At 59.0% G+C, this 21161-nt stretch carries 21 protein-coding genes; 16 read left to right on the top strand and 5 right to left on the bottom strand.

The genetic code is table 11. The features are described from left to right. Positions 1-48: 48 nt before the first annotated feature. Entirely contained in the window at positions 49-768 is a 720-nt protein-coding gene (locus FHT77_RS21795) for a glycerophosphodiester phosphodiesterase (protein ID WP_183756943.1), read from the bottom strand. Then, positions 768-1232: a RidA family protein gene (locus FHT77_RS21790; RefSeq protein WP_183756942.1), complete on the bottom strand. Its 465-nt coding sequence runs from the start codon at positions 1230-1232 to the stop codon at positions 768-770. Before FHT77_RS21790 ends, FHT77_RS21795 begins: the two co-directional genes overlap by 1 nt. 137 nt (positions 1233-1369) lie before the next feature. Between FHT77_RS21790 and FHT77_RS21785 the strand changes: the two genes are divergently transcribed. The 15 genes from FHT77_RS21785 (at position 1370) to lpxB (ending at position 16394) form a co-directional block, all read left to right on the top strand. Beyond that, positions 1370-2206, top strand: a complete 837-nt coding sequence (locus tag FHT77_RS21785) for a cell envelope integrity EipB family protein (RefSeq protein WP_183756941.1) — start codon at positions 1370-1372, stop codon at positions 2204-2206. Positions 2207-2321: 115 nt separating this feature from the next. Next, complete coding sequence (locus FHT77_RS21780; RefSeq protein WP_409527467.1) at positions 2322-3035, top strand: pentapeptide repeat-containing protein; 714 nt, start codon at positions 2322-2324, stop codon at positions 3033-3035. Positions 3036-3261: 226 nt separating this feature from the next. Then, entirely contained in the window at positions 3262-4029 is a 768-nt protein-coding gene (rpsB, locus tag FHT77_RS21775; protein WP_016553822.1) for a 30S ribosomal protein S2, read from the top strand. Positions 4030-4272: 243 nt separating this feature from the next. Further along, the gene (tsf, locus tag FHT77_RS21770) at positions 4273-5199 is read left to right on the top strand and encodes a translation elongation factor Ts (RefSeq protein WP_037127686.1); all 927 of its coding nucleotides are present in this window, start codon (positions 4273-4275) and stop codon (positions 5197-5199) included. Between the two features lie 93 nt (positions 5200-5292). Further along, a complete protein-coding gene (pyrH, locus tag FHT77_RS21765) occupies positions 5293-6015 on the top strand; it encodes a UMP kinase (RefSeq protein WP_024316951.1) in 723 nt (240 codons plus the stop codon). Positions 6016-6066: 51 nt separating this feature from the next. Further along, a complete protein-coding gene (frr, locus tag FHT77_RS21760) occupies positions 6067-6627 on the top strand; it encodes a ribosome recycling factor (protein ID WP_016553825.1) in 561 nt (186 codons plus the stop codon). A gap of 43 nt (positions 6628-6670) precedes the next feature. Beyond that, the gene (locus tag FHT77_RS21755) at positions 6671-7417 is read left to right on the top strand and encodes an isoprenyl transferase (protein ID WP_183756940.1); all 747 of its coding nucleotides are present in this window, start codon (positions 6671-6673) and stop codon (positions 7415-7417) included. After that, on the top strand, positions 7417-8250 hold the full coding sequence (locus FHT77_RS21750; RefSeq protein ID WP_183756939.1) for a phosphatidate cytidylyltransferase: 834 nt from the start codon (positions 7417-7419) through the stop codon (positions 8248-8250). The genes FHT77_RS21755 and FHT77_RS21750 overlap by 1 nt, the downstream gene beginning before the upstream one ends. Before the next feature lie 28 nt (positions 8251-8278). Further along, a complete protein-coding gene (rseP, locus tag FHT77_RS21745) occupies positions 8279-9412 on the top strand; it encodes an RIP metalloprotease RseP (protein WP_183756938.1) in 1134 nt (377 codons plus the stop codon). Positions 9413-9607: 195 nt separating this feature from the next. Further along, on the top strand, positions 9608-11944 hold the full coding sequence (gene bamA / locus FHT77_RS21740; RefSeq protein WP_183757027.1) for an outer membrane protein assembly factor BamA: 2337 nt from the start codon (positions 9608-9610) through the stop codon (positions 11942-11944). A 50-nt stretch (positions 11945-11994) separates the two neighbouring features. After that, the gene (gene lpxD / locus FHT77_RS21735) at positions 11995-13056 is read left to right on the top strand and encodes a UDP-3-O-(3-hydroxymyristoyl)glucosamine N-acyltransferase (RefSeq protein WP_183756937.1); all 1062 of its coding nucleotides are present in this window, start codon (positions 11995-11997) and stop codon (positions 13054-13056) included. Next, entirely contained in the window at positions 13049-13516 is a 468-nt protein-coding gene (fabZ, locus tag FHT77_RS21730; protein WP_183756936.1) for a 3-hydroxyacyl-ACP dehydratase FabZ, read from the top strand. The genes lpxD and fabZ overlap by 8 nt, the downstream gene beginning before the upstream one ends. Then, complete coding sequence (gene lpxA, locus FHT77_RS21725; protein WP_183756935.1) at positions 13513-14331, top strand: acyl-ACP--UDP-N-acetylglucosamine O-acyltransferase; 819 nt, start codon at positions 13513-13515, stop codon at positions 14329-14331. The genes fabZ and lpxA overlap by 4 nt, the downstream gene beginning before the upstream one ends. A gap of 3 nt (positions 14332-14334) precedes the next feature. Next, complete coding sequence (locus FHT77_RS21720; protein ID WP_183756934.1) at positions 14335-15216, top strand: LpxI family protein; 882 nt, start codon at positions 14335-14337, stop codon at positions 15214-15216. Next, positions 15213-16394 (top strand): lipid-A-disaccharide synthase, encoded by a 1182-nt coding sequence (gene lpxB / locus FHT77_RS21715; RefSeq protein WP_183756933.1) that lies wholly within the window; start codon positions 15213-15215, stop codon positions 16392-16394. The genes FHT77_RS21720 and lpxB overlap by 4 nt, the downstream gene beginning before the upstream one ends. A 30-nt stretch (positions 16395-16424) precedes the next feature. Here lpxB and gltA read toward each other — a convergent pair whose 3' ends face one another. Both gltA and FHT77_RS31515 read right to left on the bottom strand, forming a co-directional pair. Beyond that, positions 16425-17714 carry a citrate synthase gene (gltA, locus tag FHT77_RS21710; RefSeq protein ID WP_016553835.1) on the bottom strand — a complete coding sequence of 430 codons (1290 nt, stop codon included), beginning with the start codon at positions 17712-17714 and terminating at the stop codon, positions 16425-16427. A gap of 190 nt (positions 17715-17904) precedes the next feature. Further along, a complete protein-coding gene (locus FHT77_RS31515; RefSeq protein ID WP_246720047.1) occupies positions 17905-18126 on the bottom strand; it encodes a hypothetical protein in 222 nt (73 codons plus the stop codon). Between FHT77_RS31515 and FHT77_RS21705 the strand changes: the two genes are divergently transcribed. Then, positions 18125-20461 (top strand): ComEC/Rec2 family competence protein, encoded by a 2337-nt coding sequence (locus FHT77_RS21705; RefSeq protein ID WP_409527466.1) that lies wholly within the window; start codon positions 18125-18127, stop codon positions 20459-20461. The genes FHT77_RS31515 and FHT77_RS21705 overlap by 2 nt on opposite strands. On the opposite strand, the gene lexA is transcribed toward FHT77_RS21705, so the two are convergent. Further along, complete coding sequence (lexA, locus tag FHT77_RS21700) at positions 20442-21158, bottom strand: transcriptional repressor LexA (protein WP_016553836.1); 717 nt, start codon at positions 21156-21158, stop codon at positions 20442-20444. The genes FHT77_RS21705 and lexA overlap by 20 nt on opposite strands. Positions 21159-21161: the final 3 nt, after the last annotated feature.

Genomic DNA, 21161 nt, shown 5'->3' with positions numbered 1-21161 from the left:
ATAGGGCTCACCAGCAGTCTGCGCATGATCTTGTCCAAAAAGCGAGCATCAAACCGAAACGCGCGGATCGAATCCCTCGAATGTCATCTGGTCGGCATTCTCAAAGGTGTGCTTTCGTGCCTTTTCGTCACGGACGGTCCAAGTGATGACCATGACACCCTTTTCGCGCTGCGCCGTGATGAATGGGTTTGGGAGATCCGCGAAGAAGTAAGAAATGAAGTCAAGGCCGAGTTCCATGGCCTTTTCGTGGACTTCAAACTCTTCCGGTTTGTTGCCGCCGGCCGTCAGCCCGAGTGGATAGGGGGCATTCAGCCCCTTCAGGTCGCGAAGCAGCCAGTGGTCGAAGCTCATCAGGGCGACCTTGCCTTCATACCCTTCGAGCACTTCGAGAACGGCTTCCGCAAAGCCCTCGTCGTCGGCCTCACGGCCCTTCAGTTCGATGACCAAAGGCACTTGACCCTTTACGAGATCGAGCAGCTGACGCAGCGTTGGAATCTTGTCGGCTGTCCCGCCGACGGAGATGAGGCCGAGCTCTCGTGACGTACGCTCGCGCACGTCTCCCTTGAGATTGCACAGGCGCTCCAGGTCCTCGTCGTGGAAGACAACAGGCACGCCGTCAGAAGCGTAGTGCAGGTCGCATTCGATGGCGAAGCCCGCTTCGACTGCGCGCGAAAACGCCGAGAGCGTGTTCTCCCACACCGCCTTGTTGAGATCATGGTAGCCGCGATGAGCGACCGGCTGTTCCTTGAGCCATGCAGCGGAGGTCATCAGGCAATTTCCACAATCGCGTCGATTTCTACAGCAGCATTCAGCGGCAGCGCGGCCATGCCGACCGCGGCGCGCGCATGCTTTCCGGCCTCACCGAGTACGGCTCCGATCAGGTTGGAGGCGCCATTGATAACGAGGTGCTGTTCGACGAAGTCGGGGGTCGAAGCCACGAAGCCATTGAGCTTGATAACACGTTTGATGCGGCCGAGATCGCCGCCGAGAGCAGCTCGTGCCTGAGCAAGGATATTGATGGCACAGAGCTCCGCTGCGCGCTGGCCAGTTGCGACGTCGACGGTCTTGCCCAGATGACCGGTGATGATCTTGCCGTTTTCGAGCGGCAACTGCCCGGAGATGTAGAGCAGGTTCCCGCTGATGACGTAAGGAACGTAATTTGCGGCCGGTGCGGCAGCTTCAGGCAGGGATATCCCCATTTCTTTCAGGCGCGCAACGATTTGATCGGACATTTTCCTCTCCGCTTTTATTGTCAATAGTTCTAAAATTATGCATCAAGGCTTGGAATCAAGATTGTGACATTTTCGAGCCTCGATTTGGCCGAAAGCGTTCTTATAACATTGCAGGCGAGTCCAACAGGAGATTGTCAATGTTCCGATCGAGTCTTGCCGCAGTTCTTTTGGCGAGCGTTTCGACGACCGTCTATGCGGCGGCGCCAGTAACGAGTGCCGCAATTGCGACCGGTCTCGTTGCCCACCGGGCGGTCTACGATCTGGAATTGAAGGATGCCTCCGAGCGCTCCGGTATTTCGGGGATGTCCGGCCGCATGGTGTATGAGTTCGACGGCAACTATTGCACCGGCTTTACCACCAACTTCCGCTTTGTGACGCAGATCGACACCGGCGATACTGTCCGCGTCAGCGACCAGCAGACGAAGACCTTCGAGAATCTCAAGGATCGCAGGTTCACCTTCGACACGAAATCCTTCACCGACGACCAGCTTGATAAAGAAGTCAACGGCGCCGCCCAGGACCTGGCCGAAGGTGTGAAGGTTGCCCTGACGCAACCGGCCAGCAAGGAACTGCAGCTTGGCGCAAGCCGTTTCCCGACGGAGCACATGCTTGATGTGATCGAGAATGCCAAGGCAGGCAAGCGCCTGTTCGAGGCACGCGTCTTTGACGGCTCGGATGACGGTGACAAGGCGCTGGTGACGACGACTGTCGTTGGCAAGCAGGTGGCGCCGGCGACCGATGAGGCCGATGCGGGCAATGCCGGCGCCTTCTCGAAGGCCGCCTTCTGGCCCGTCACGATCTCGTATTTCAATGAGAATACCAAAACGGATACGTTGCCCGTGTATCGCATGTCGTTCAAGCTCTACGAAAACGGCATCACCCGCGATCTGACCATGGACTACGGCGACTTTGTTTTGACCGGCAGGCTTGCCAAGCTCGAGCTGCTCGACAGCAAGTCGGCTGCCTGCAAATAATCGTCGCGGCTGGCCGCGATCGCGATTGTCGCTATGTCTAAGTAAACCCTCTCTATGCTACTAATTCAAATGGCGCGCTGATTTCAGCGCAAGGGTCGGATTTGGAGTGAGAATCTTGGCGATACGGCATGGTGTTTTGGGTGGTGGGCTCTTCGGTATCTCAACTGCGGTCGCGCTAATGTGGCTCACCGGCGCCCCACCACTGGCGTCGGATTGCAGCAGCATGCCGGTGGCTGGAATCGACTGGAGGGAGTGCACCAAGAAAAATCTCATGTTGCAGGGGAGCGACTTTCAGGGCGCCAACCTGGCTGACGCAGATCTCAGCCTGACCAATCTCAGCGGTACCAATTTGTCCTCCGCGAATTTCGAGAAAGCAACGCTGGTGCGGGCTTGGTTCACAGGGGCACAAGCTGGCAAGGCGAACTTCTCGAAGATCGAGGCCTATCGCTCTGGCTTCGAGAATGTCTCTGCAGAAGGCGCGTCGTTCGCGGGGGCGGAACTGCAACGCTCGAATTTCAGTGGTGCCAAGCTCAGCGGCGCAAATTTCGAGAAAGCCGAACTTAGCCGCGCCAGCTTCGCCAGGGCCGTTCTCACCGGTACCAAGTTTTCTCTCGCGAACCTGTCGCGCGCCGATCTGAATGGGGCAACTCTTGAAGGACCGGCGGCGTTCGATCGCGCCTTTATGTTTCTGACGCGAATCGAAGGACTTGATTTGTCTGCCGCGACCGGTCTCGAGCAGGCTCAAATCGATCTTGCCTGCGGCGATGCCAAGACAAAGTTGCCTGTCGGACTTTCCGCTCCGGCGAGCTGGCCCTGCGAATCCGATTGATTGTGCAGGTGTAGCGCAGCTAGTTGTGCGTCACATCCTTGGCTTCTATTGTCGCTTTTTTCGCTGAGAGCCTTGATTTTCCGCGGAAGGGGGGGTAAGGGCACCCGCATTCCACACGTAAGGCATGGGATTGTCCGGGAGAAATCCGGATGGTTCCGCCCGGTGGCATCCTCGAAGAGGGTGCTGTTAGCCTTGCGGAGGTTCAACCGGAAAAGGATAACAAGGCATGGCATTGCCCGATTTTTCTATGCGCCAGCTCCTCGAAGCAGGCGTCCACTTCGGCCACCAGACGCACCGCTGGAACCCGAAGATGAAGCCGTACATTTTCGGCGATCGCAACAACATCCACATCATCGATCTGGCTCAGACCGTTCCGATGCTGTCGCGCGCCCTGCAGGTTGTCTCCGACACCGTTGCTCGTGGCGGCCGCGTTCTCTTCGTTGGCACCAAGCGCCAGGCTTCCGAGCTCATCGCTGACTCGGCCAAGCGTTCCGCTCAGTACTATGTCAACTCGCGTTGGCTCGGCGGCATGATGACCAACTGGAAGACGATCTCCAACTCGATCCAGCGCCTGCGCAAGCTCGACGAAATCCTGTCTTCGGAACAGTCCGGCTACAACAAGAAAGAGCGCCTGAACCTCGAGCGCGAGCGCGAAAAGCTCGACAAGGCTCTCGGTGGTATCAAGGACATGGGCGGCACGCCTGACCTGATGTTCATCATCGACACCAACAAGGAAAAGATCGCGATCGACGAAGCCAAGCGCCTCGGCATCCCGGTTGTCGCAATCATCGACTCGAACTGCGATCCGGACCTGATCGACTATCCGATCCCGGGCAACGACGACGCTTCGCGCGCCATCGCTCTCTACTGCGACCTGATCGCTCGTGCAGCTATCGACGGTATCGCTCGCCAGCAGAGCTCGTCGGGCCGCGACCTCGGCGCATCGATCGAAGCTCCGGTTGAGCCGGCGCTCGAAGGCGAAGCCGAAGCCTGATAAAAGAAGCAGGCGGATCGAATGGTCCGCCATGCTTTCCAGAGATTGGGAAAGGCCGCTCGCGACTCTCAGAAGTTCGGCGGCCTTGACTGTTTCAGGCGAGGGAAATCAGTCCTTCGCCATACAAGTTTCGTTATGACGCGTCATTCATCACGCTGTCATACATACAGGTACATTTCGTGCCTCAATCCGGTGCCGCACCGCTTTAAGCGGGCCACCGTTTGAACCGACAAGAGGAAGCTTATGACCGAGATTACGGCTGCACTGGTGAAGGAACTGCGCGAGAAGTCCGGCGCAGGCATGATGGACTGCAAGAAGGCGCTGCTGGAAAACAACGGCGACATCGAAGCATCGATCGACTGGCTCCGCGCAAAGGGCATCTCGAAGGCCGACAAGAAGGCCGGTCGCGCTGCTGCTGAAGGCCTGGTTGCCATCGCTGGCGCCGGCCACAAGGCTGTTGTCGTCGAGCTGAACTCGGAAACCGACTTCGTTGCCCGTAACGATGCCTTCCAGGATCTCGTTCGTGGCATCGCCAACGTTGCTCTGTCCACCGACGGCACGGTTGAAGCCATTGCCGCTGCGACCTACCCGGCATCCGGTAAGCCGGTCGCCGACACCATCAAGGACGCGATCGCAACAATCGGCGAAAACATGACGCTCCGTCGCGCTGCCAAGCTGGAAGTCGAGCACGGCGTTGTTGCGACCTACATCCACAACGCTGCTGGCGACGGCATCGGCAAGCTCGGCGTTCTCGTCGCGCTGAAGTCGGAAGGCGATAAGGCCGTCCTGACCTCGATCGGCCGCCAGGTTGCCATGCACATCGCTGCGACCAACCCGCTGGCGATCCGCGCTGAAGAAGTCGACGCTGCTGTTGCCGAGCGTGAACGCAACGTCTTCATCGAGCAGGCTCGCGAATCCGGCAAGCCGGAAGCCATCATCGAAAAGATGGTCGAAGGCCGTATGCGCAAGTTCTTCGAAGAGGTCGCTTTGCTCTCGCAGGCCTTCGTCATCAACCCTGACCTGACGGTCGGTGCTGCTGTCAAGGAAGCTGAAAAGGAAGCCGGCGCCAAGATCGAAGTCGTCGGCATGGCGCGTCTTCTCCTCGGCGAGGGCGTCGAGAAGGAAGAGAGCGACTTCGCTGCCGAAGTTGCCGCGGTCGCCAAGGGCTGATCGACCTATACATGTGAAAACCGAAGGGCATCGCGTGACAACGCGGTGCCCTTCGTGTATCCGGCACACAGCGGTAAAATACGAGGAGCCACGATGTCGTCAGAGCCTGTCTACAAACGCGTTCTACTCAAGGCTTCCGGCGAAGCCCTCATGGGCAGCCAGGGATTTGGAATTGATGTAGCGGTCGCAGACCGCATCGCGGCTGACATAGCCGAAGCGCGGCAGATGGGTGTGGAAGTTGGCGTCGTCGTCGGCGGCGGCAACATCTTCCGCGGTGTCGCAGTTGCCTCTAAGGGAGGCGATCGCGTTACCGGCGACCACATGGGGATGCTCGCTACCGTGATCAACGCGCTGGCGTTGGCAACGTCGCTGCGCAAGCTGAACATCGATACTGTTGTTCTCTCGGCGATTGCCATGCCTGAGATCTGCGAAAGCTTCTCGCAGCGTGCAACCCTCTATCATCTGTCGCTCGGACGCGTCGTGATCTTTGCCGGCGGTACTGGCAACCCGTTCTTCACGACGGACTCGGCAGCCGCGCTGCGCGCCGCCGAAATGGGCGCGGAAGCGATCTTCAAGGGAACCCAGGTCGATGGTATCTATTCGGCTGACCCGAAAAAGGATCCTGAGGCGACGCGTTTCGACCACCTGACGCACAAGGAAGTCCTCGACAAGGGGCTTGCCGTGATGGACGTTGCAGCCGTTGCTCTGGCGCGCGAGAATTCAATTCCGATCATCGTCTTCTCGATCCACGAGAAGGGTGGTTTTGCTGAAATCCTCAAGGGTGGTGGTCTCAAGACCGTCGTCTCTGATAATTGATTGAGTGGGCGGCTCGTTTGCCGCAGCTTCTACCAAGACGGGAGCAATGACATGAGTGAAGGCATCGACATCAAGGAACTCAAGCGCCGCATGGATGGTGCGATTTCCGCGTTCAAGCACGATATCGCATCGCTGCGCACCGGCCGCGCCTCGGCCAACATCCTCGACCCCGTCATGGTCGAGGCCTATGGTTCGCGCGTGCCGCTGAACCAGGTGGCAAACGTGACGGTTCCGGAGCCGCGTATGCTTGGCATCTCCGTCTGGGACAAGTCGATGGTCAACGCCGTCGATCGCGCGATCCGCGAGGCCAACCTCGGCCTCAATCCGATCATCGACGGCCAGAACCTGCGCATTCCGCTGCCGGAACTGAACGAAGAGCGCCGCAAGTCGCTGGTGAAGGTCGCCCACGACTATGCCGAGAAAAGCAAGGTTGCGATTCGCCACGTGCGTCGTGATGGCATGGACGGCCTTAAGAAAGCCGAAAAGGACGGTGTGATTGGCCAGGACGAAAGCCGGGCGCAATCAGATCGTGTGCAGAAGATGACCGACGAGACGATTTCTGAGGTCGACCGCTTGCTTGGCGATAAGGAAAAGGAAATCATGCAGGTTTAAGGCGCGCTACGGCTGCGCCTTGGCTGCAAGAACCGGACGGGAAATGTCGGAACGAACATTTTTGACTGTGCCAGAACACGTTGCCATCATCATGGATGGCAACGGCCGATGGGCAAAGCAGCGCGGACTTCCGCGAACGATGGGGCATCGAAAGGGCGTGGACGCCGTGCGCGAGACGGTTCGTGCCGCCGGCGACGTGGGGATCAAGTATCTCACGCTCTTCGCCTTTTCCTCGGAAAACTGGCGCCGCCCGGAAACGGAAGTGTCCGATCTGCTTGGCCTGCTGAAGGCCTTCATTCGCCGCGACCTGGCTGAGCTTCATCGTCAGAACGTGCGCGTGAAGGTGATCGGCGACCGATACAGCCTGAAGAGCGATATTCTCAATCTTCTCGTGGACGCCGAAGAGACGACGAAGTCGAACACCGCGCTCACCCTCATTATCGCATTCAATTATGGGTCGCGCGACGAGATTGCTCGTGCGATGGCAAGCCTTGCGCATGACGTGGAGGCCGGGCGGCTGAGGGCGCAGGACATATCTCCTGCATTGATCAACGCGCGGCTCGACACGGCTGGTATCCCGGATCCCGATCTGATCATTCGCACCAGCGGCGAAGAGCGCCTTTCCAACTTCCTGCTCTGGCAGGCCGCTTATTCGGAGTTCGTTTTCGTTCCGGAATATTGGCCCGATTTCAGCCGGGATATCTTCTATTCAGCACTGGAGACCTTCGCGTCGCGCGACCGTCGCTTCGGCGGATTGGTGTCGCAGACGGCCGCGGCAGTAGGCACCTGATGCAGCAGGAGCTGAAGCTACGGATTGTCTCGGGCATTATCCTTGCCGTCATCGTTCTGCTGGCCACCTGGTACGGTGGCATGGCCTTCAGTCTGTTGTCGGCCGCGATCGGACTTCTGATCTACTATGAATGGTCGACGATCACGACGCTTGCCACGGAACAGCCGGTCGCCAATGCCATCGGTTGGATAGGGCAGGCGGCGATCGCAGTGGCCGTTGTCGCTGGGACACTCGGATATTCTCTGCTTCTGCTGTCGCTGTTTTTCCTGATTGCGGTTGGCTTCGTGTTTGTGTCCGGCGTGTCGCGCTGGTTTCCTACGGGCATCGTGTATGCCGGCCTTACGGGAATTGCCCTCTCGAGCATCCGCGGTGCCGATAGCGTCGGGCTTTTCGCGATGCTCTTCCTATTCGCAGTTGTGTGGTCGACCGACATTCTTGCCTATTTCGTCGGGCGCGCCATCGGTGGTCCGAAGCTGGCGCCGAAGATATCCCCCGGCAAGACGTGGTCCGGCGCCATCGGCGGCGCAGTGTCTGCGGTGATCGCCGGCAGCCTGGTTGCCTACTTTGCCTTTCCGCAAAGCGTCCTGCTCGCAGCGCCGGTCGCCTTCATGCTGTCTGTTTGCAGCCAGAGCGGCGATCTCTTCGAATCCTTCATCAAGCGCCGCTTTGGCGTCAAGGATTCAAGCCATCTGATTCCGGGGCACGGTGGCGTCATGGATCGTGTCGACGGGCTCATTTTTGCCTGCTTTGCGGCGTTCTTGCTAGCTGGGTTTTTTTCGCTGATAAAGGGTGGCGAAATGACGTCGCTCGGTGCAGCCCTGTTCGGCGTATAGTATCTGCAAAGGCTGGCGGAAGAATCAGATGCTTGGCTTGACCGGTATATTCGCGTTCCTGACGGGCTACATCGTGCCCTTCGTCCTGGTATTGTCGTTGCTCGTCTTCGTGCACGAGATGGGGCACTATCTTGTTGGGCGCTGGAGCGGCATCCGGATATTGGCGTTCTCGATCGGCTTTGGCCCGGAATTGGTGGGCTTCACCGATAAGCATGGGACACGCTGGAAGCTGTCACTGATACCGCTTGGCGGCTATGTCCGGTTTTTCGGCGATGAGGACGTGTCCAGCAAGCCTGATGACGGCAAGCTCGCGGGCATGTCGGAAGAAGACAGGGCGCGATCGTTCGCCGGCGCGAAACTGTGGAAGCGCGCAGCGACGGTCGCCGCCGGCCCGATTGCGAACTTCATCCTGGCGATCGCGATCTTTGCGGTTCTTTTCGCGATCTACGGCCGGTCGGTTGCCGATCCCGTGGTTGCAGAGGTTAAGGCGGGAAGTGCTGCTGCCGAAGCCGGCGTGGCGCCGGGTGACCTTTTGATCGCCATCGACGGCACGAAGGTCGAGACCTTCGACGACGTACGGCGCTATGTCAGCATTCGGCCAGAACAGCGGATTATCGTGACGATCGAGCGCAACGGCGAGAAGCTGGACGTGCCGATGGTGCCGGCCCGGACAGACATGACCGATCAATTCGGCAACAAGATTGAGATCGGCCTGATCGGCATCGTAACCAATCAGGAGGTCGGCCACTTCCGGGTGCAGACCTACACGCCGTTGGAGGCCGTCAAGGAAGGCACGATCCAGACCTGGCACATCGTAACCGGCACCTTCAAGTACATCGGCAATCTGGTTTCCGGCTACATGAAGCCCGACCAGCTCGGTGGACCCATCCGCGTTGCCCAGGCTTCCGGTCAAATGGCGACGTTGGGCGTTGCAGCTTTGCTTCAGCTCGCCGCCGTCTTGTCGGTTTCCATAGGATTACTGAACCTGATGCCGGTTCCGGTACTTGATGGTGGTCATTTGATGTTCTATGCGATTGAAGCGGTGAGGGGAAAACCGTTGGGTTCATCTGCCCAGGACATTGCATTCCGCATTGGCTTGGCGATGGTCTTGGGCTTGATGGTTTTTGCCACCTGGAACGATATAAGCGCTTTGATTGGTTGATTGCCGGACGAGGGAAAATTACCGTTTATTTACGATGTTTCAAAGGTGTAGTGGCGAATGCGTCACGCTTTGAAATGAAGTAAACAGAAATTAACTTGCTCCCTTGCTTGTATGACAAAAGCGGGTAAAACGACACACGTGGCCGGAATCGGGGGACGCCTGGAGCCGGGGACGAGAAAAAAGGTAATGGGTGAAATGAAGGCTGGTTCAAGATTTTTGAACGCAGTATCGGCGGTTGCGCTGTCTGCAGGTATTGTTGCTTCGGGGGCAGGTGCAACGTTTTTCGTCTCGGCAACGACGGCAGAAGCTGCAGTTATTCAGCGCGTAGATGTGCGTGGCGCGAGCCGTGTCGGCGCCGAAGCCGTTCGCTCAAACCTCACGATCCAGCCTGGCAAGAGCTTCTCCAACACCGATATCGATGACTCGGTGAAGCAGCTCTACGACACCGGCTATTTCTCCGACGTCAAGATTTCCGTCTCGGGCAGCACGCTCGTCGTCACCGTCGAGGAAGCGCAGCTCGTCAATCAGGTCGTCTTTAACGGCAACCGCAAGATCAAGGACGACAAGCTTGCGGCTGTCGTAAAGACGCATGCCGCTGGCCCTTACAATGAGGCGCAGATCCAGTCGGATATTCAGGCGATCAAGGACGCGTACGCCGCGACGGGTCGCAGTGAAGTTCAGGTAACCACGCAGGTCGTTCCCCTCGGCGAAGGACGCGTGAACTTGGCTTTCGTCGTCGACGAAGGTGACCGCACCAAGATTGCTGCCATCAATTTCGTAGGCAACAACGCCTACAGCTCCGGTCGTCTCTCCTCGGTCATCGCGACGAAGCGCTCGAACTTTCTGTCTTTCCTGACCCGCAAGGACGTTTACAGCGAAGACAAGCTTCATGCGGACGAAGAGGCGCTGCGCCAGTTCTACTACAACCGCGGCTACGCAGACTTCCGTATCATATCTTCCGACGCGGCTTTCGACGAGGCAACGAACAAGTACACGCTGACCTTCAATATTGAAGAAGGCCCTCGGTATGATTTCGGTGCTGTATCCGTGCAGTCGACGGTACCGGGTATCGATTCCAATCAGCTTCAGGGGCTCGTCCGGACACACGAAGGTCAGGTCTACAGCGCCAAGGAAGTGCAGAAGTCCATGGAGGCGATCTCCGATCAGGTCGCTTCCGCCGGCTATCCGTTTGCCCGCGTTACGCCGCGCGGTAACCGTGATCTGGGCAACAACACGATCGGTGTCGAATACCTGGTTGACCAGGGTGAGCGCGCATACGTCGAGCGCATCGAAATTCGCGGTAACAGCCGTACGCGTGACTTCGTCATCCGTCGTGAGTTCGACATGAGCGAAGGCGACGCCTTCAATCAGCAGATGATCACCAGGGCCAAGCGCCGTCTCGAAGCTCTCGGCTATTTCTCGTCGGTTAACATCTCGACGCAGCCGGGCAGCTCGCCGGATCGCGTTGTCGTCGTCGTTGACGTCCAGGACCAGGCGACCGGCTCGTTCGGCATCGGCGCAGGTTACGCTGCCGGCGGTGATGGCCTTCTTCTCGAAGCCTCAGTTGAGGAAAAGAACTTCCTCGGTCGTGGTCAGTACATCAAGGTTAGTGCCGGTGGCGGTCAGGAAGGTTCGCAGACTTACGGTCTGAACTTCACCGAGCCGTACTTCCTGGGCTATCGTTTGGCGGTTGGTTTCGACCTCAACCACAGCGAGACCTCGAGCAACGATAATTATGACTACGAGGAAAACAGCGGTGTTCTGCGTGCTACCGCGCCGATCACCGAAGACCTCGCGACGACGTTCCGCTACAACTACAAGCAGATGAAGTACGACCCGTCGGGTTCGCTGAGCAACTTGTCTGCGCCGTACCAGAACCTCGTTGAGAACAGCCCGTGGGTGAAGTCGTCTGTTTCGCAGACGCTGACCTACAACACTCTTGACGACATGACGCTGCCTCGCGAAGGCATCTATGCAAGTGTTACGCAGGAAATTGCCGGCCTGGGCGGCGACTCGCAGTTCTATAAGCTCTACGGTAAGGCACGCTATTTCCACCTGCTCGCTGATGATGCCGACATCATCGGGTCGCTTACCGGCTCGGCGGGCTATGTTGTCGGCTTTGACAAGAACCTGAACGTCTTTGATCAGTTCACGCTGACCAACGGCGATATCAGAGGCTTTGAAAACAAGGGCATCGGCCCGCGCATTGCCGGCTCGAACGACGATCCGCTCGGCGGCACGACCTACTTTACCGTGTCGGCTGAAGCGACATTCCCGCTGCCGTTGGTCCCGCGTGACTTCGGCTTGCGTGGCGCCTTGTTTGCCGATGCCGGTACACTGTTCGGCAATGATGTCGACCCGCTTGGTGATACCGTCAACGGCGAAGATGCATCACTGCGCGCGTCCGTTGGCGTTGGTCTCATGTGGGCGTCGCCATTTGGTACGCTGCGCGTCGACTACGCTATTCCGGTCGCCAAGGAAGACTTCGACAAGACGCAGCACTTCAAGTTTGGCATAAACAACCAATTCTGATATCGGCAGTCCGGAACCGTAAAACCGAATTCCGTTCTGGAGATTTGCCGATGGAGCAAAATGGCTTTTTTCTGCCCCATGATGGCGTGAAACTCTCGGAGTTGGCGCAGTATCTTGGGGCAGAGCTTGCTGACCCCAAGGACGCAGATGTTGTGATACGCTCCGTTTCGCCCGTAAGCCGGGCGAAGGCGGGTGACATCTGTTATATCATGTCGAAGAGGAGCAGGGACGAGCTCGCGACGTGCGCGGCGTCTGCTGTGCTTTGCACCGCCGGCTTGCGATCGTTGGTACCCGATCATCTGCCTGTCTTGATTTCGAAGAATGCTCATGCCGCCTTTGCTATGGCGGGTGGCTATCTCTACCCGAAGGCACTTCGGCCGGAGGCGCTGTTATCCGAAGGCTCCGGCATCTCGGATCGCGCAGTTGTCGACAAGACGGCGCGTCTGGAAGGGCAGGTTTCGGTCGAGCCATTCGCGGTCATCGGCGCACATGCCGAAATCGGAGAGGGCACGCACATCGGAGCCGGCGCGATCATCGGGCCAAACGTCAAGATCGGCCGCAATTGCACGATCGCCGCCGGCGCAAGCGTGCTTTGCGCGCTCTTGGGCAACGGCGTGATCATTCACAATGGCGCGCGCATTGGCCAAGACGGCTTCGGCTATGCTCCGGGCCCACGCGGGATGATCAAGATCGTTCAGATCGGCCGGGTCATCATTCAGGATCATGTGGAGATCGGCGCCAATACCACGATTGATCGCGGTGCCATGGATGATACCGTCATCGGCGAAGGCACGAAGATCGATAATCAGGTCCAGATTGGTCACAACTGCCGAATTGGGCGTCATTGCGCCATCGTTTCGCAGGTCGGCATCGCTGGTAGCACGGTTCTCGGTGATGGCGTGCAGATCGGCGGGCAGGCCGGACTGAACGGGCATATCAAGATCGGTGACGGAGTGCAGATCGCCGCGAAGAGCGGTGTGGTCGGCGACATACCTGCCGGCGAACGTTACGGTGGTGTGCCGGCGCGTCCCATCAACGATTTTCTGCGAGAGACCGCAGCGATTTTGGCCCGGTCGACCGGCAGCAAGAAAACGGGAGAAAAGAATGACTGAAGAAGCAAAGACTTCGCTCTCTTCGGCAGACATCATGGAGATCATGAAGCTGCTGCCGCATCGTTATCCGTTCCTGCTGGTGGATAGGATCATCGATATCGACGGTGACGAGTCCGCGATCGGCATCAAGAACGTGACCGCAAACGAACCGCATTTTACCGGTCACTTTCCGGAGTCTCCGATCATGCCGGGTGTCCTGCTCATCGAGGGTATGGCACAGACAGCCGGTGCGATCTGCGCCAAGAAGCAGGGGGAGACCGGGAACTTGGTCTACTTCATGACGATTGACAACGCGCGCTTCCGCAAGCCGGTCGTTCCCGGCGACCGCGTCGAATATCACGTGAAGAAACAGAAGCAGCGCGGTAATATCTGGAAGTTCCACTGCGATGCGAAGGTTGATGGCGCGCTCGTCGCCGAAGCCGACATCGGGGCGATGATCGTTCGCAAGGATCAGGCATGAGTAGGATAGCAGCCAGCGCCAAGATTCACGCCATGGCGGTCGTCGAAGACGGCGCTGTGATCGGCGAGAACGTCAAGATCGGTCCCTTTTGTTACGTTGGACCGAATGTCACGCTGGGTGATAACGTAGAGTTGCTTGCGCATTCCGTCGTATCGGGCCGCACGACGCTCGGCAGCGGGTGCCGCATTTTCCCAATGGCCGTGATCGGCGGGGATCCTCAGAGCGTTCATCACGGTGGCGAAGAAACGACCTTGACGGTCGGCGACAACTGCACCTTCCGCGAAGGTGTCACGGTCAATACGGGTACCGCTGATTTCGGTAGCCAGACGATTGTGGGCAACAACAACCTGTTCCTGGCGAATTCGCATATCGCCCATGATTGCCGGGTTGGAAGCAACGTCATCATGTCCAACAACGTCATGCTTGCCGGCCACGTAACGATCGAGGATCGCGTCATTCTCGGTGGCGGCTGCGCCGTGCATCAGTTCACGCGCGTCGGTCGACAGGCATTTGTAGGTGGGCTTTCAGCGGTTAGCTACGACGTCATCCCTTATGGGATGCTGAATGGCAATCCGGGCCTTTTGAGCGGCTTGAATGTCGTCGGTATGACCCGCGCCGGCATTGACCGCGCGACGATTCACACAGTGCGCCGGGCCTATAAGGCGATCTTCGAAGGCGATAATTCGATCCGAGACAATGCCGCCGCACTCCGCGACGAGTATGCTGGTTGCGAGCAAGTCATTCAAATTCTTGATTTCATCGCTGCCGAAAGCGACCGCGCTCTTTCATCTCCGACCAGGGGACAGAAAGGGTGATGCTTGGCTCTCGCGGGTGACATGGCAAAAGGCCGCTTGGCAATCATCGCAGGCAGCGGTCTTCTGCCGTCCTATGTTGCTACGGCCGCGCGCCAGGCAGGTGAAGATCCCTTCATTATCGCGCTGAAAGATGAAGCGGACCGCTCCTGGGATGGCTTTGATCACGCGGTGATCGGCGTCGGTGACTTCGCTGCTCTCAGTCGGATATTCGCGAGCAACGGCGTAGATCGAGTCGTCATGTCGGGAGGCGTGCGCCGGCGTCCGGAGTGGCGTGAGGTCCGCCCGACGCTGAAAACGATCGTGAAATTGCCGTCGACGGTCCGCACGCTGCTCGCTGGTGGCGACGATGCCGTATTGCGCATGGTCATTACCTTGATCGAGGGGAACGGACGCCGCGTCGTCGGCGCGCATGAGATCGCACCACACCTCCTTGCGACCGTCGGTCCGTTGGGCGCAGTGCGACCGGGACCTGATGATCGAAGAGATATCGCGCGCGCCGCGGAAGCGGCCGATGCGCTTGGCAGGCTGGATGTCGGGCAAGGGGCGGTTTCAGTTGGCGGCCGCATTGTTGCGCTCGAGGGCGTCGAAGGCACGGACAGCATGCTGGACCGTATCGCTGACCTGCGATCAGCCGGGCGCATTTCTGCGCGTCGCCGCGGCGTACTCGTCAAACTCTGCAAACCTCAGCAAGATATCCGTGCGGATCTGCCATCGATCGGCATTTCGACGATCGAGAACCTGAAAAGGGCGGGCCTGGCGGGCGTTGCTGTCGAGGCGGGTCGCTCGCTCATCCTGGAGCGTGACGCTGTCATCAAGGCTGCGGATGAGGCCGGTATTTTCGTGTGCGGACTGGATAGAGGTTTGCCATCCTGGGGGCTAGCGTGAGCGATGCGTCGCTAAAAGTTGCCATCGTTGTTGGAGAGGTCTCGGGTGACCTTCTGGGGGCGGATCTGATCGCCGCCCTGAAACGACAGTTTCCGGGCGGTGTAGATCTCGTCGGCGTTGGCGGCGAGGGGCTCGAGACGCAGGGCCTGCGCTCGTTTTTCGATTTTTCTGAACTGCAAGTGATGGGCATCACACAAGTACTGTCGACGTTGCCAAGGCTCGTCCGGCGTATTGGCGAGACGGCGTCGGCAATCATCGCGGCAAAACCCGATGTGCTCGTAATCGTCGACAGTCCGGATTTCACGCATAGGGTTGCAAAGCGGGTCCGCACGGCGCTGCCCGGCTTGCCTGTTGTCAATTATGTTTGCCCGAGTGTTTGGGCATGGAAGGAATATCGCGCACAGCGCATGCTCGCCTATGTCGATCATGTGCTCGCTGTCTTGCCGTTCGAGCCTGAGGTGATGCGCAAGCTGGGCGGGCCGCCGACGACCTATGTTGGCCACCGTTTGACGGCCGACCCAAACTTGTTGGACGCCCGACGCCAGCGTGCGCAGACCAAGCCACGGACACGGGCCGACCGCAAGACAGTGATGTTGCTGCCAGGCTCGCGCTCAAGCGAGATTATCAAGCTGCTGCCCCACTTTGGCGACGCCGTCACCGAGTTGGTGGCGCGCAACGGTGAGATGCGTTTCGTCTTGCCGACGATGCCGCGCCGCGAGGCTATGATCCGTGAGTTCGTCAAGGACTGGACGACCAAGCCGGAGATCGTGACCGGCGCCGAGGCGAAGTGGCAGGCGTTCACCGAAGCGGATGCCGCCATGGCGGCGTCTGGGACAGTCGTGCTTGAGCTGGCGCTGACCGGCGTCCCGTGTGTTTCGGCCTACAAGACGGACTGGATCATCAAGCTCATGACCAGCAAGATCAAAACCTGGAGCGCGGCCCTTCCGAACCTGATCGCCGACTACGCCGTTGTGCCTGAGTATATCAACGACGTGGTGCGAGGCGGCAGCTTTGCGCGCTGGATGGAGAAGCTGTCGGTGGACACCTTGCCACGGCAGGCGATGATGGAAGGGTTTGACGTTCTCTGGCAGAGAATGCAGACCGAAAAGCCGCCGGGGGAACATGCGGCCGAAATCGTCCTCGATGTCCTTCAAAAGAAAAAGCCCGGCCATTCCTGACCGGGCTTCTTTGCAATCTGTGATCGCTGATTAGCGCTTGGAAACAGGCACGTAATCGCGTTGCGGCTCACCGACATAGAGCTGACGCGGGCGACCGATGCGCTGTTCCGGATCCTCGATCATTTCGTTCCACTGGGCAATCCAGCCGACCGTACGGGCGAGAGCAAACAGCACGGTGAACATGGTCGTGGGGAAGCCCAGAGCCTTCAGCGTGATGCCGGAGTAGAAGTCGATGTTCGGATAGAGCTTCTTCTCGATGAAGTACTCGTCAGTCAGTGCAATGCGCTCGAGTTCCATCGCCACTTCGAGCAGCGGATCGTCCTTGACGCCCAGCTCGCCGAGAACTTCATGCGTCGTCTTCTGCATGATCTTGGCGCGCGGATCGTAGTTCTTGTAGACGCGGTGACCGAAGCCCATCAGGCGGAACGGATCGTTCTTGTCCTTGGCGCGGGCGATGTATTCCGGAATGCGGTCAACGGTGCCGATCTCGGTCAGCATGTTCAGCGCTGCTTCGTTGGCGCCGCCGTGCGCCGGGCCCCAGAGGCATGCAATGCCGGCTGCGATGCAGGCAAACGGATTCGCGCCCGACGAGCCGGCAAGGCGAACGGTCGAGGTCGAGGCGTTCTGCTCGTGGTCGGCGTGCAGGATGAAGATGCGGTCCATTGCTCGCGAGAGCACCGGATTAACGACATATTCCTCACAGGGAACTGCAAAGCACATGCGCAGGAAGTTCGAGGCGTAGTCGAGATCGTTCTTCGGGTAAACGAAGGGCTGGCCGATGTGATACTTGTAGGCCATGGCGGCGAGTGTCGGCATCTTGGCGATCATGCGCAGGCTTGCCACCATGCGCTGATGCGGATCCGTGATGTCGGTCGAGTCATGGTAGAAGGCGGACAGCGCGCCGACACAGCCGCACATGACAGCCATCGGATGCGCATCGCGGCGGAAGCCCGTAAAGAACCGGCTCATCTGTTCATGCACCATCGTGTGATGCGTGACGCGATAGTCGAAATCCTTCTTCTGGGCAGCGGTCGGCAGTTCGCCGTAGAGAAGCAGATAGCAGACTTCGAGGAAGTCACCGTGCTCGGCAAGCTGTTCGATCGGATAGCCGCGATGCAATAGCACACCGGCGTCGCCGTCGATGTAGGTGATTTTCGATTCACAGGATGCGGTCGAGGTGAAACCAGGATCGTAAGTGAAGGAAGCCGTGTTCTTATAGAGGGCGCCGATATCGATGACATCAGGACCGATCGTGCCGCTCTTGACGGCGAGATCGACTGATTTGTCACCGATTTTCAGTGTTGCGCTTTGTTCCGTCATTCTGATCCTCCAAACTGGCGGGTGGCGCCATAAAAGCGCCATAGGGTTAAGCGTCGTCGATGATTGCTATATGATCGCGCGCCTAATGCCAAGTTACCGTGATGCCATTTTGTGCATTGCAGTATCAACTTTTGGGCACTGCTGCGATGAGCCCTGCGCATAGCAGAAGCCGATGATAATCCTTGGCTTTTCAGCGTTCAGATTTTCCTTCAGATTTCAATCGATTATTATTGCCTGACGCCTCGATAGCTTGCATTGTGGTTGCAAGGGCGGCTGTTTTTTGGCGCAAATGCATGCCGGGGTTGAAGCCATTTGAAGTAACGAAGGCCGCGCCTGCCGCGGATGCTTCCGCGCGTGCAGCGGAGCGGTCTCTCCTGTTGAATCGATCGGCCGCCAAGCTGTTGCCGGCCATGCGCACGCAGTCCTCCATCGCGTGGCCGACACGGATCAAAGCTGCGACACGGGACTGGGCTTCATGGCTCCAAGGTTCCGCGACAGCGGAGATGGAACATGGACGGTTGTTTCTGTTCTCGCCGGTCTTCCTCGGAGCCGGCGCCGTCCTCTGGTTCGAACTCGCAAGTGACCCTCCCACGACGCGCTTGATGGCATGGGTTGTTGTGTTGGCACTTGTTGCAATGGCGGCGGGCCAAGGGCGTCCGTTTGTCCGGAGTTCAGCACTGGCCGGCTTGCTTTGCGTCGCGGGAATGCTTTCGGCCCAATACGAAACGCGGAGCAGGGCGACCGTCATACTGGATACGCCCGTCACCACAACGATCACTGGTCGGGTCGAGCGTCGGGAGGGGGATGGCGCGGGTCGTTGGCGCTATATCGTCTCCATTTCCGGCACCCAGTCGCCTCAGATTAGGCGGCCGCTAGACCGGGTTTCAGTCGTCGCGCGTGGGCAGAAAGAACCGTTCGAAATCGGGGAGTGGTTGACGGGACGGGCACGATTGACCCCGCCTGCGGGACCGGCGCTGCCTGGGCTCAACGACTTCGCCTTCAGCGCCTATTTCGACGAGATTGGCGCGAACGGTTTCTTTTATGGTTCGCCAAGCGTTTCAATGCCGCCAGCGGTCGGCACACCATCGATTTCGGAGCGCGGAGCCAACTGGCTGGATGGTCTTCGAAGCGGAATTGGAGACCGCATCCGTGGAATCCTGCCGGGCGACACCGGCGCCTTTGCGGCGTCGCTTGTCACCGACGAGCGGCGCGCGATCTCGCGGGAAACCACCGACGCGCTGCGACAGGCGGGTCTGGCGCATATCGTGGCAATCTCCGGTCTCAACATGGCGCTCTCCGCGGGTATCTTCTTCGTCGGCCTACGCCAACTGCTGAGCCTGTTTCCATCCGTTACGCAGGCGTACCCGACCAAGAAGATTGCAGCTGCTGGCGCGCTCGTCGCCCTGACAGCCTATTACATGATCTCGGGCTTTGCGGTCTCGGCAGAGCGAGCCTTCATCATGATGGCAATCATGCTGGCCGCTGTATTCTTCGACAGGCCGTCAATCAGTCTACGCAACATTGCCCTATCGGCTTGGGTGATTCTGCTCTTGTCTCCATCCGAGGCGCTAGGCCCGAGCTTCCAGATGTCATTTGCGGCGACTCTTGCGCTGGTTGCCGGTTATGCGATGTGGTCGAAGCGAGCCGCGCGCGAACATCCCTTGCTGCAAGTCAGGGCAGTGAAGCCCGTAGTTTTTGTCGCACGCTTCTTTGCTGGCATCCTCCTTTCCTCAATGATCGGAGGCTTCTCGACCGCGCTCTTTGCAGTCGAACATTTCCATCGGCTCAGCGCTTATGGATTGCCCGCAAATCTCATGGCCATGCCGGTAATCTCCTTCGTGGTGATGCCTATGGGCATGTTCGCGATGCTGCTGACGCCGTTTGGCCTCGATGTCGTTCCCTGGAAAATCGCCGGGTTCGGGCTCGAAATTGTGATCGCCATTGCAAAGATGGTCTCGGGATGGGGCGGCAACGTCGATATCGGTCGATTGCCGGTTTGGTACTTTCCTGTCGCCGTCGCAGGCTTCCTCGTGCTTGCGCTTCTGCGCACCAGACTGCGGTACCTTGGCGCTGTTGCGATCGCGTTGGCAACTCTGTTCGTTGTGCTCGCGCCGTCCAGACCGGCGCCAGATTTCATCATTGCCGAGGATGGCGGTCTCGTCGCGATTGTCGACAATCAGGTTATTGCTTCCAACCGGACGCGCCCACCCGACTTCATTTTCGACCAATGGCGAAGGGCTCTGGTTGCGGAGCAAGCCCGGCCGCCGCTCCTGATAGAGGGTGTCAAACCGGTCCGCCGGCGAGACGGCGACGGCAAGCCTCGGAGGCTCTCGGCCGACGAATTGCATAACGCTCGCAACGCGTTGCGGCAGGTCGTTGCGAGAGGCGTTGAGAACCGTTTCGTCTGCCTGAAAGGCGCTTGGTGCACAGCGGCGCACGACAGCGGCTACGTTCTGACGATCGTCGAAGATCCCGCCTACGTCGGCGCTGCCTGCGACACCGCCGACATCGTCGTTACACCCGCTCGCCTGCGCGCAAGCGAATGCCGGTCAGGTGCATTGTTGTTCACGGGGGAAACCTTGCGCCGCTCGGGTGCGGCAGAGATACGAATAGACGAACAGGGAACGCCTGTCGTGACGACGGCCTACAAGACACTTGACCGGCCCTGGATGCGGCATCGGGCATACAATTGGCGAAGCGGCACCTTCGATGGAGAGCCGCCTGTCTTTAGTGATAGCGGCGAATGAGGCCGACCAGCTTGCCCTGAACCTTGACGCGATCGGGTCCGAAAATACGCGTTTCATAAGCCGGGTTCGCAGCTTCAAGCGCGATCGAAGCGCCCTTGCGGCGGAAGCGCTTGAGGGTTGCTTCCTCGTCATCGACAAGTGCGACAACAATATCGCCGGCGTTGGCGGTGCTGCCGTTGCGGATAATCACCGTATCGCCGTCGAAGATGCCGGCCTCGATCATCGAGTCACCCTTCACCTCGAGCGCATAATGCTCGCCTGGGCCAAGCATGTCGGCCGGAACCGTGATGTCGTGCGTATTGTTCTGGATTGCAGAAATTGGCACGCCTGCAGCGATCCGCCCCATAACAGGTACAGAGGCCGAATTGCCATTGTCCGCATGCGCGGCCGGCTTTGGCGGCGCGACCGGTTGAGGTTTGCCAAGGCTGCCCTCGATCACGCTCGGCGAGAAACCGCGGCGCGGCTGGAGACTGGGATTATATGCCTCTGGCAGCTTGATGACCTCCAGAGCGCGGGCTCGATTCGGCAGTCGGCGAATGAAGCCGCGTTCTTCCAGCGCCGTAATCAGGCGGTGGATGCCCGACTTCGACGCGAGATCGAGAGCGTCCTTCATTTCGTCGAAAGATGGGGGGACACCGGACTCCTTCATTCGTTCGTGAATGAAGAGAAGAAGCTCCTGTTGCTTGCGCGTCAGCATCGA

It is taken from the genome of Rhizobium sp. BK181, assembly GCF_014193305.1.
Taxonomy (GTDB): Bacteria; Pseudomonadota; Alphaproteobacteria; order Rhizobiales; family Rhizobiaceae; genus Rhizobium.
The sequence above is the reverse complement of the archived record's forward strand: the minus strand, read 5'-3'. Positions and strand labels throughout refer to the sequence as shown.

Coding starts and splice junctions, on each gene's coding strand:
- lpxA (WP_183756935.1), top strand. CDS start 13,513: ATGAGTAGGATAGCAGCCAGCGCCAAGATTCACGCCATGGCGGTCGTC.
- pyrH (WP_024316951.1), top strand. CDS start 5,293: ATGTCGTCAGAGCCTGTCTACAAACGCGTTCTACTCAAGGCTTCCGGC.
- FHT77_RS31515 (WP_246720047.1), bottom strand. CDS start 18,126: ATGGCCGGCAACAGCTTGGCGGCCGATCGATTCAACAGGAGAGACCGC.
- gltA (WP_016553835.1), bottom strand. CDS start 17,714: ATGACGGAACAAAGCGCAACACTGAAAATCGGTGACAAATCAGTCGAT.
- fabZ (WP_183756936.1), top strand. CDS start 13,049: ATGACTGAAGAAGCAAAGACTTCGCTCTCTTCGGCAGACATCATGGAG.
- frr (WP_016553825.1), top strand. CDS start 6,067: ATGAGTGAAGGCATCGACATCAAGGAACTCAAGCGCCGCATGGATGGT.
- lexA (WP_016553836.1), bottom strand. CDS start 21,158: ATGCTGACGCGCAAGCAACAGGAGCTTCTTCTCTTCATTCACGAACGA.
- lpxD (WP_183756937.1), top strand. CDS start 11,995: ATGGAGCAAAATGGCTTTTTTCTGCCCCATGATGGCGTGAAACTCTCG.
- FHT77_RS21705 (WP_409527466.1), top strand. CDS start 18,125: ATGCGCACGCAGTCCTCCATCGCGTGGCCGACACGGATCAAAGCTGCG.
- rseP (WP_183756938.1), top strand. CDS start 8,279: ATGCTTGGCTTGACCGGTATATTCGCGTTCCTGACGGGCTACATCGTG.
- rpsB (WP_016553822.1), top strand. CDS start 3,262: ATGGCATTGCCCGATTTTTCTATGCGCCAGCTCCTCGAAGCAGGCGTC.
- tsf (WP_037127686.1), top strand. CDS start 4,273: ATGACCGAGATTACGGCTGCACTGGTGAAGGAACTGCGCGAGAAGTCC.
- FHT77_RS21755 (WP_183756940.1), top strand. CDS start 6,671: ATGTCGGAACGAACATTTTTGACTGTGCCAGAACACGTTGCCATCATC.
- bamA (WP_183757027.1), top strand. CDS start 9,608: ATGAAGGCTGGTTCAAGATTTTTGAACGCAGTATCGGCGGTTGCGCTG.
- FHT77_RS21750 (WP_183756939.1), top strand. CDS start 7,417: ATGCAGCAGGAGCTGAAGCTACGGATTGTCTCGGGCATTATCCTTGCC.
- FHT77_RS21790 (WP_183756942.1), bottom strand. CDS start 1,232: ATGTCCGATCAAATCGTTGCGCGCCTGAAAGAAATGGGGATATCCCTG.
- FHT77_RS21785 (WP_183756941.1), top strand. CDS start 1,370: ATGTTCCGATCGAGTCTTGCCGCAGTTCTTTTGGCGAGCGTTTCGACG.
- FHT77_RS21795 (WP_183756943.1), bottom strand. CDS start 768: ATGACCTCCGCTGCATGGCTCAAGGAACAGCCGGTCGCTCATCGCGGC.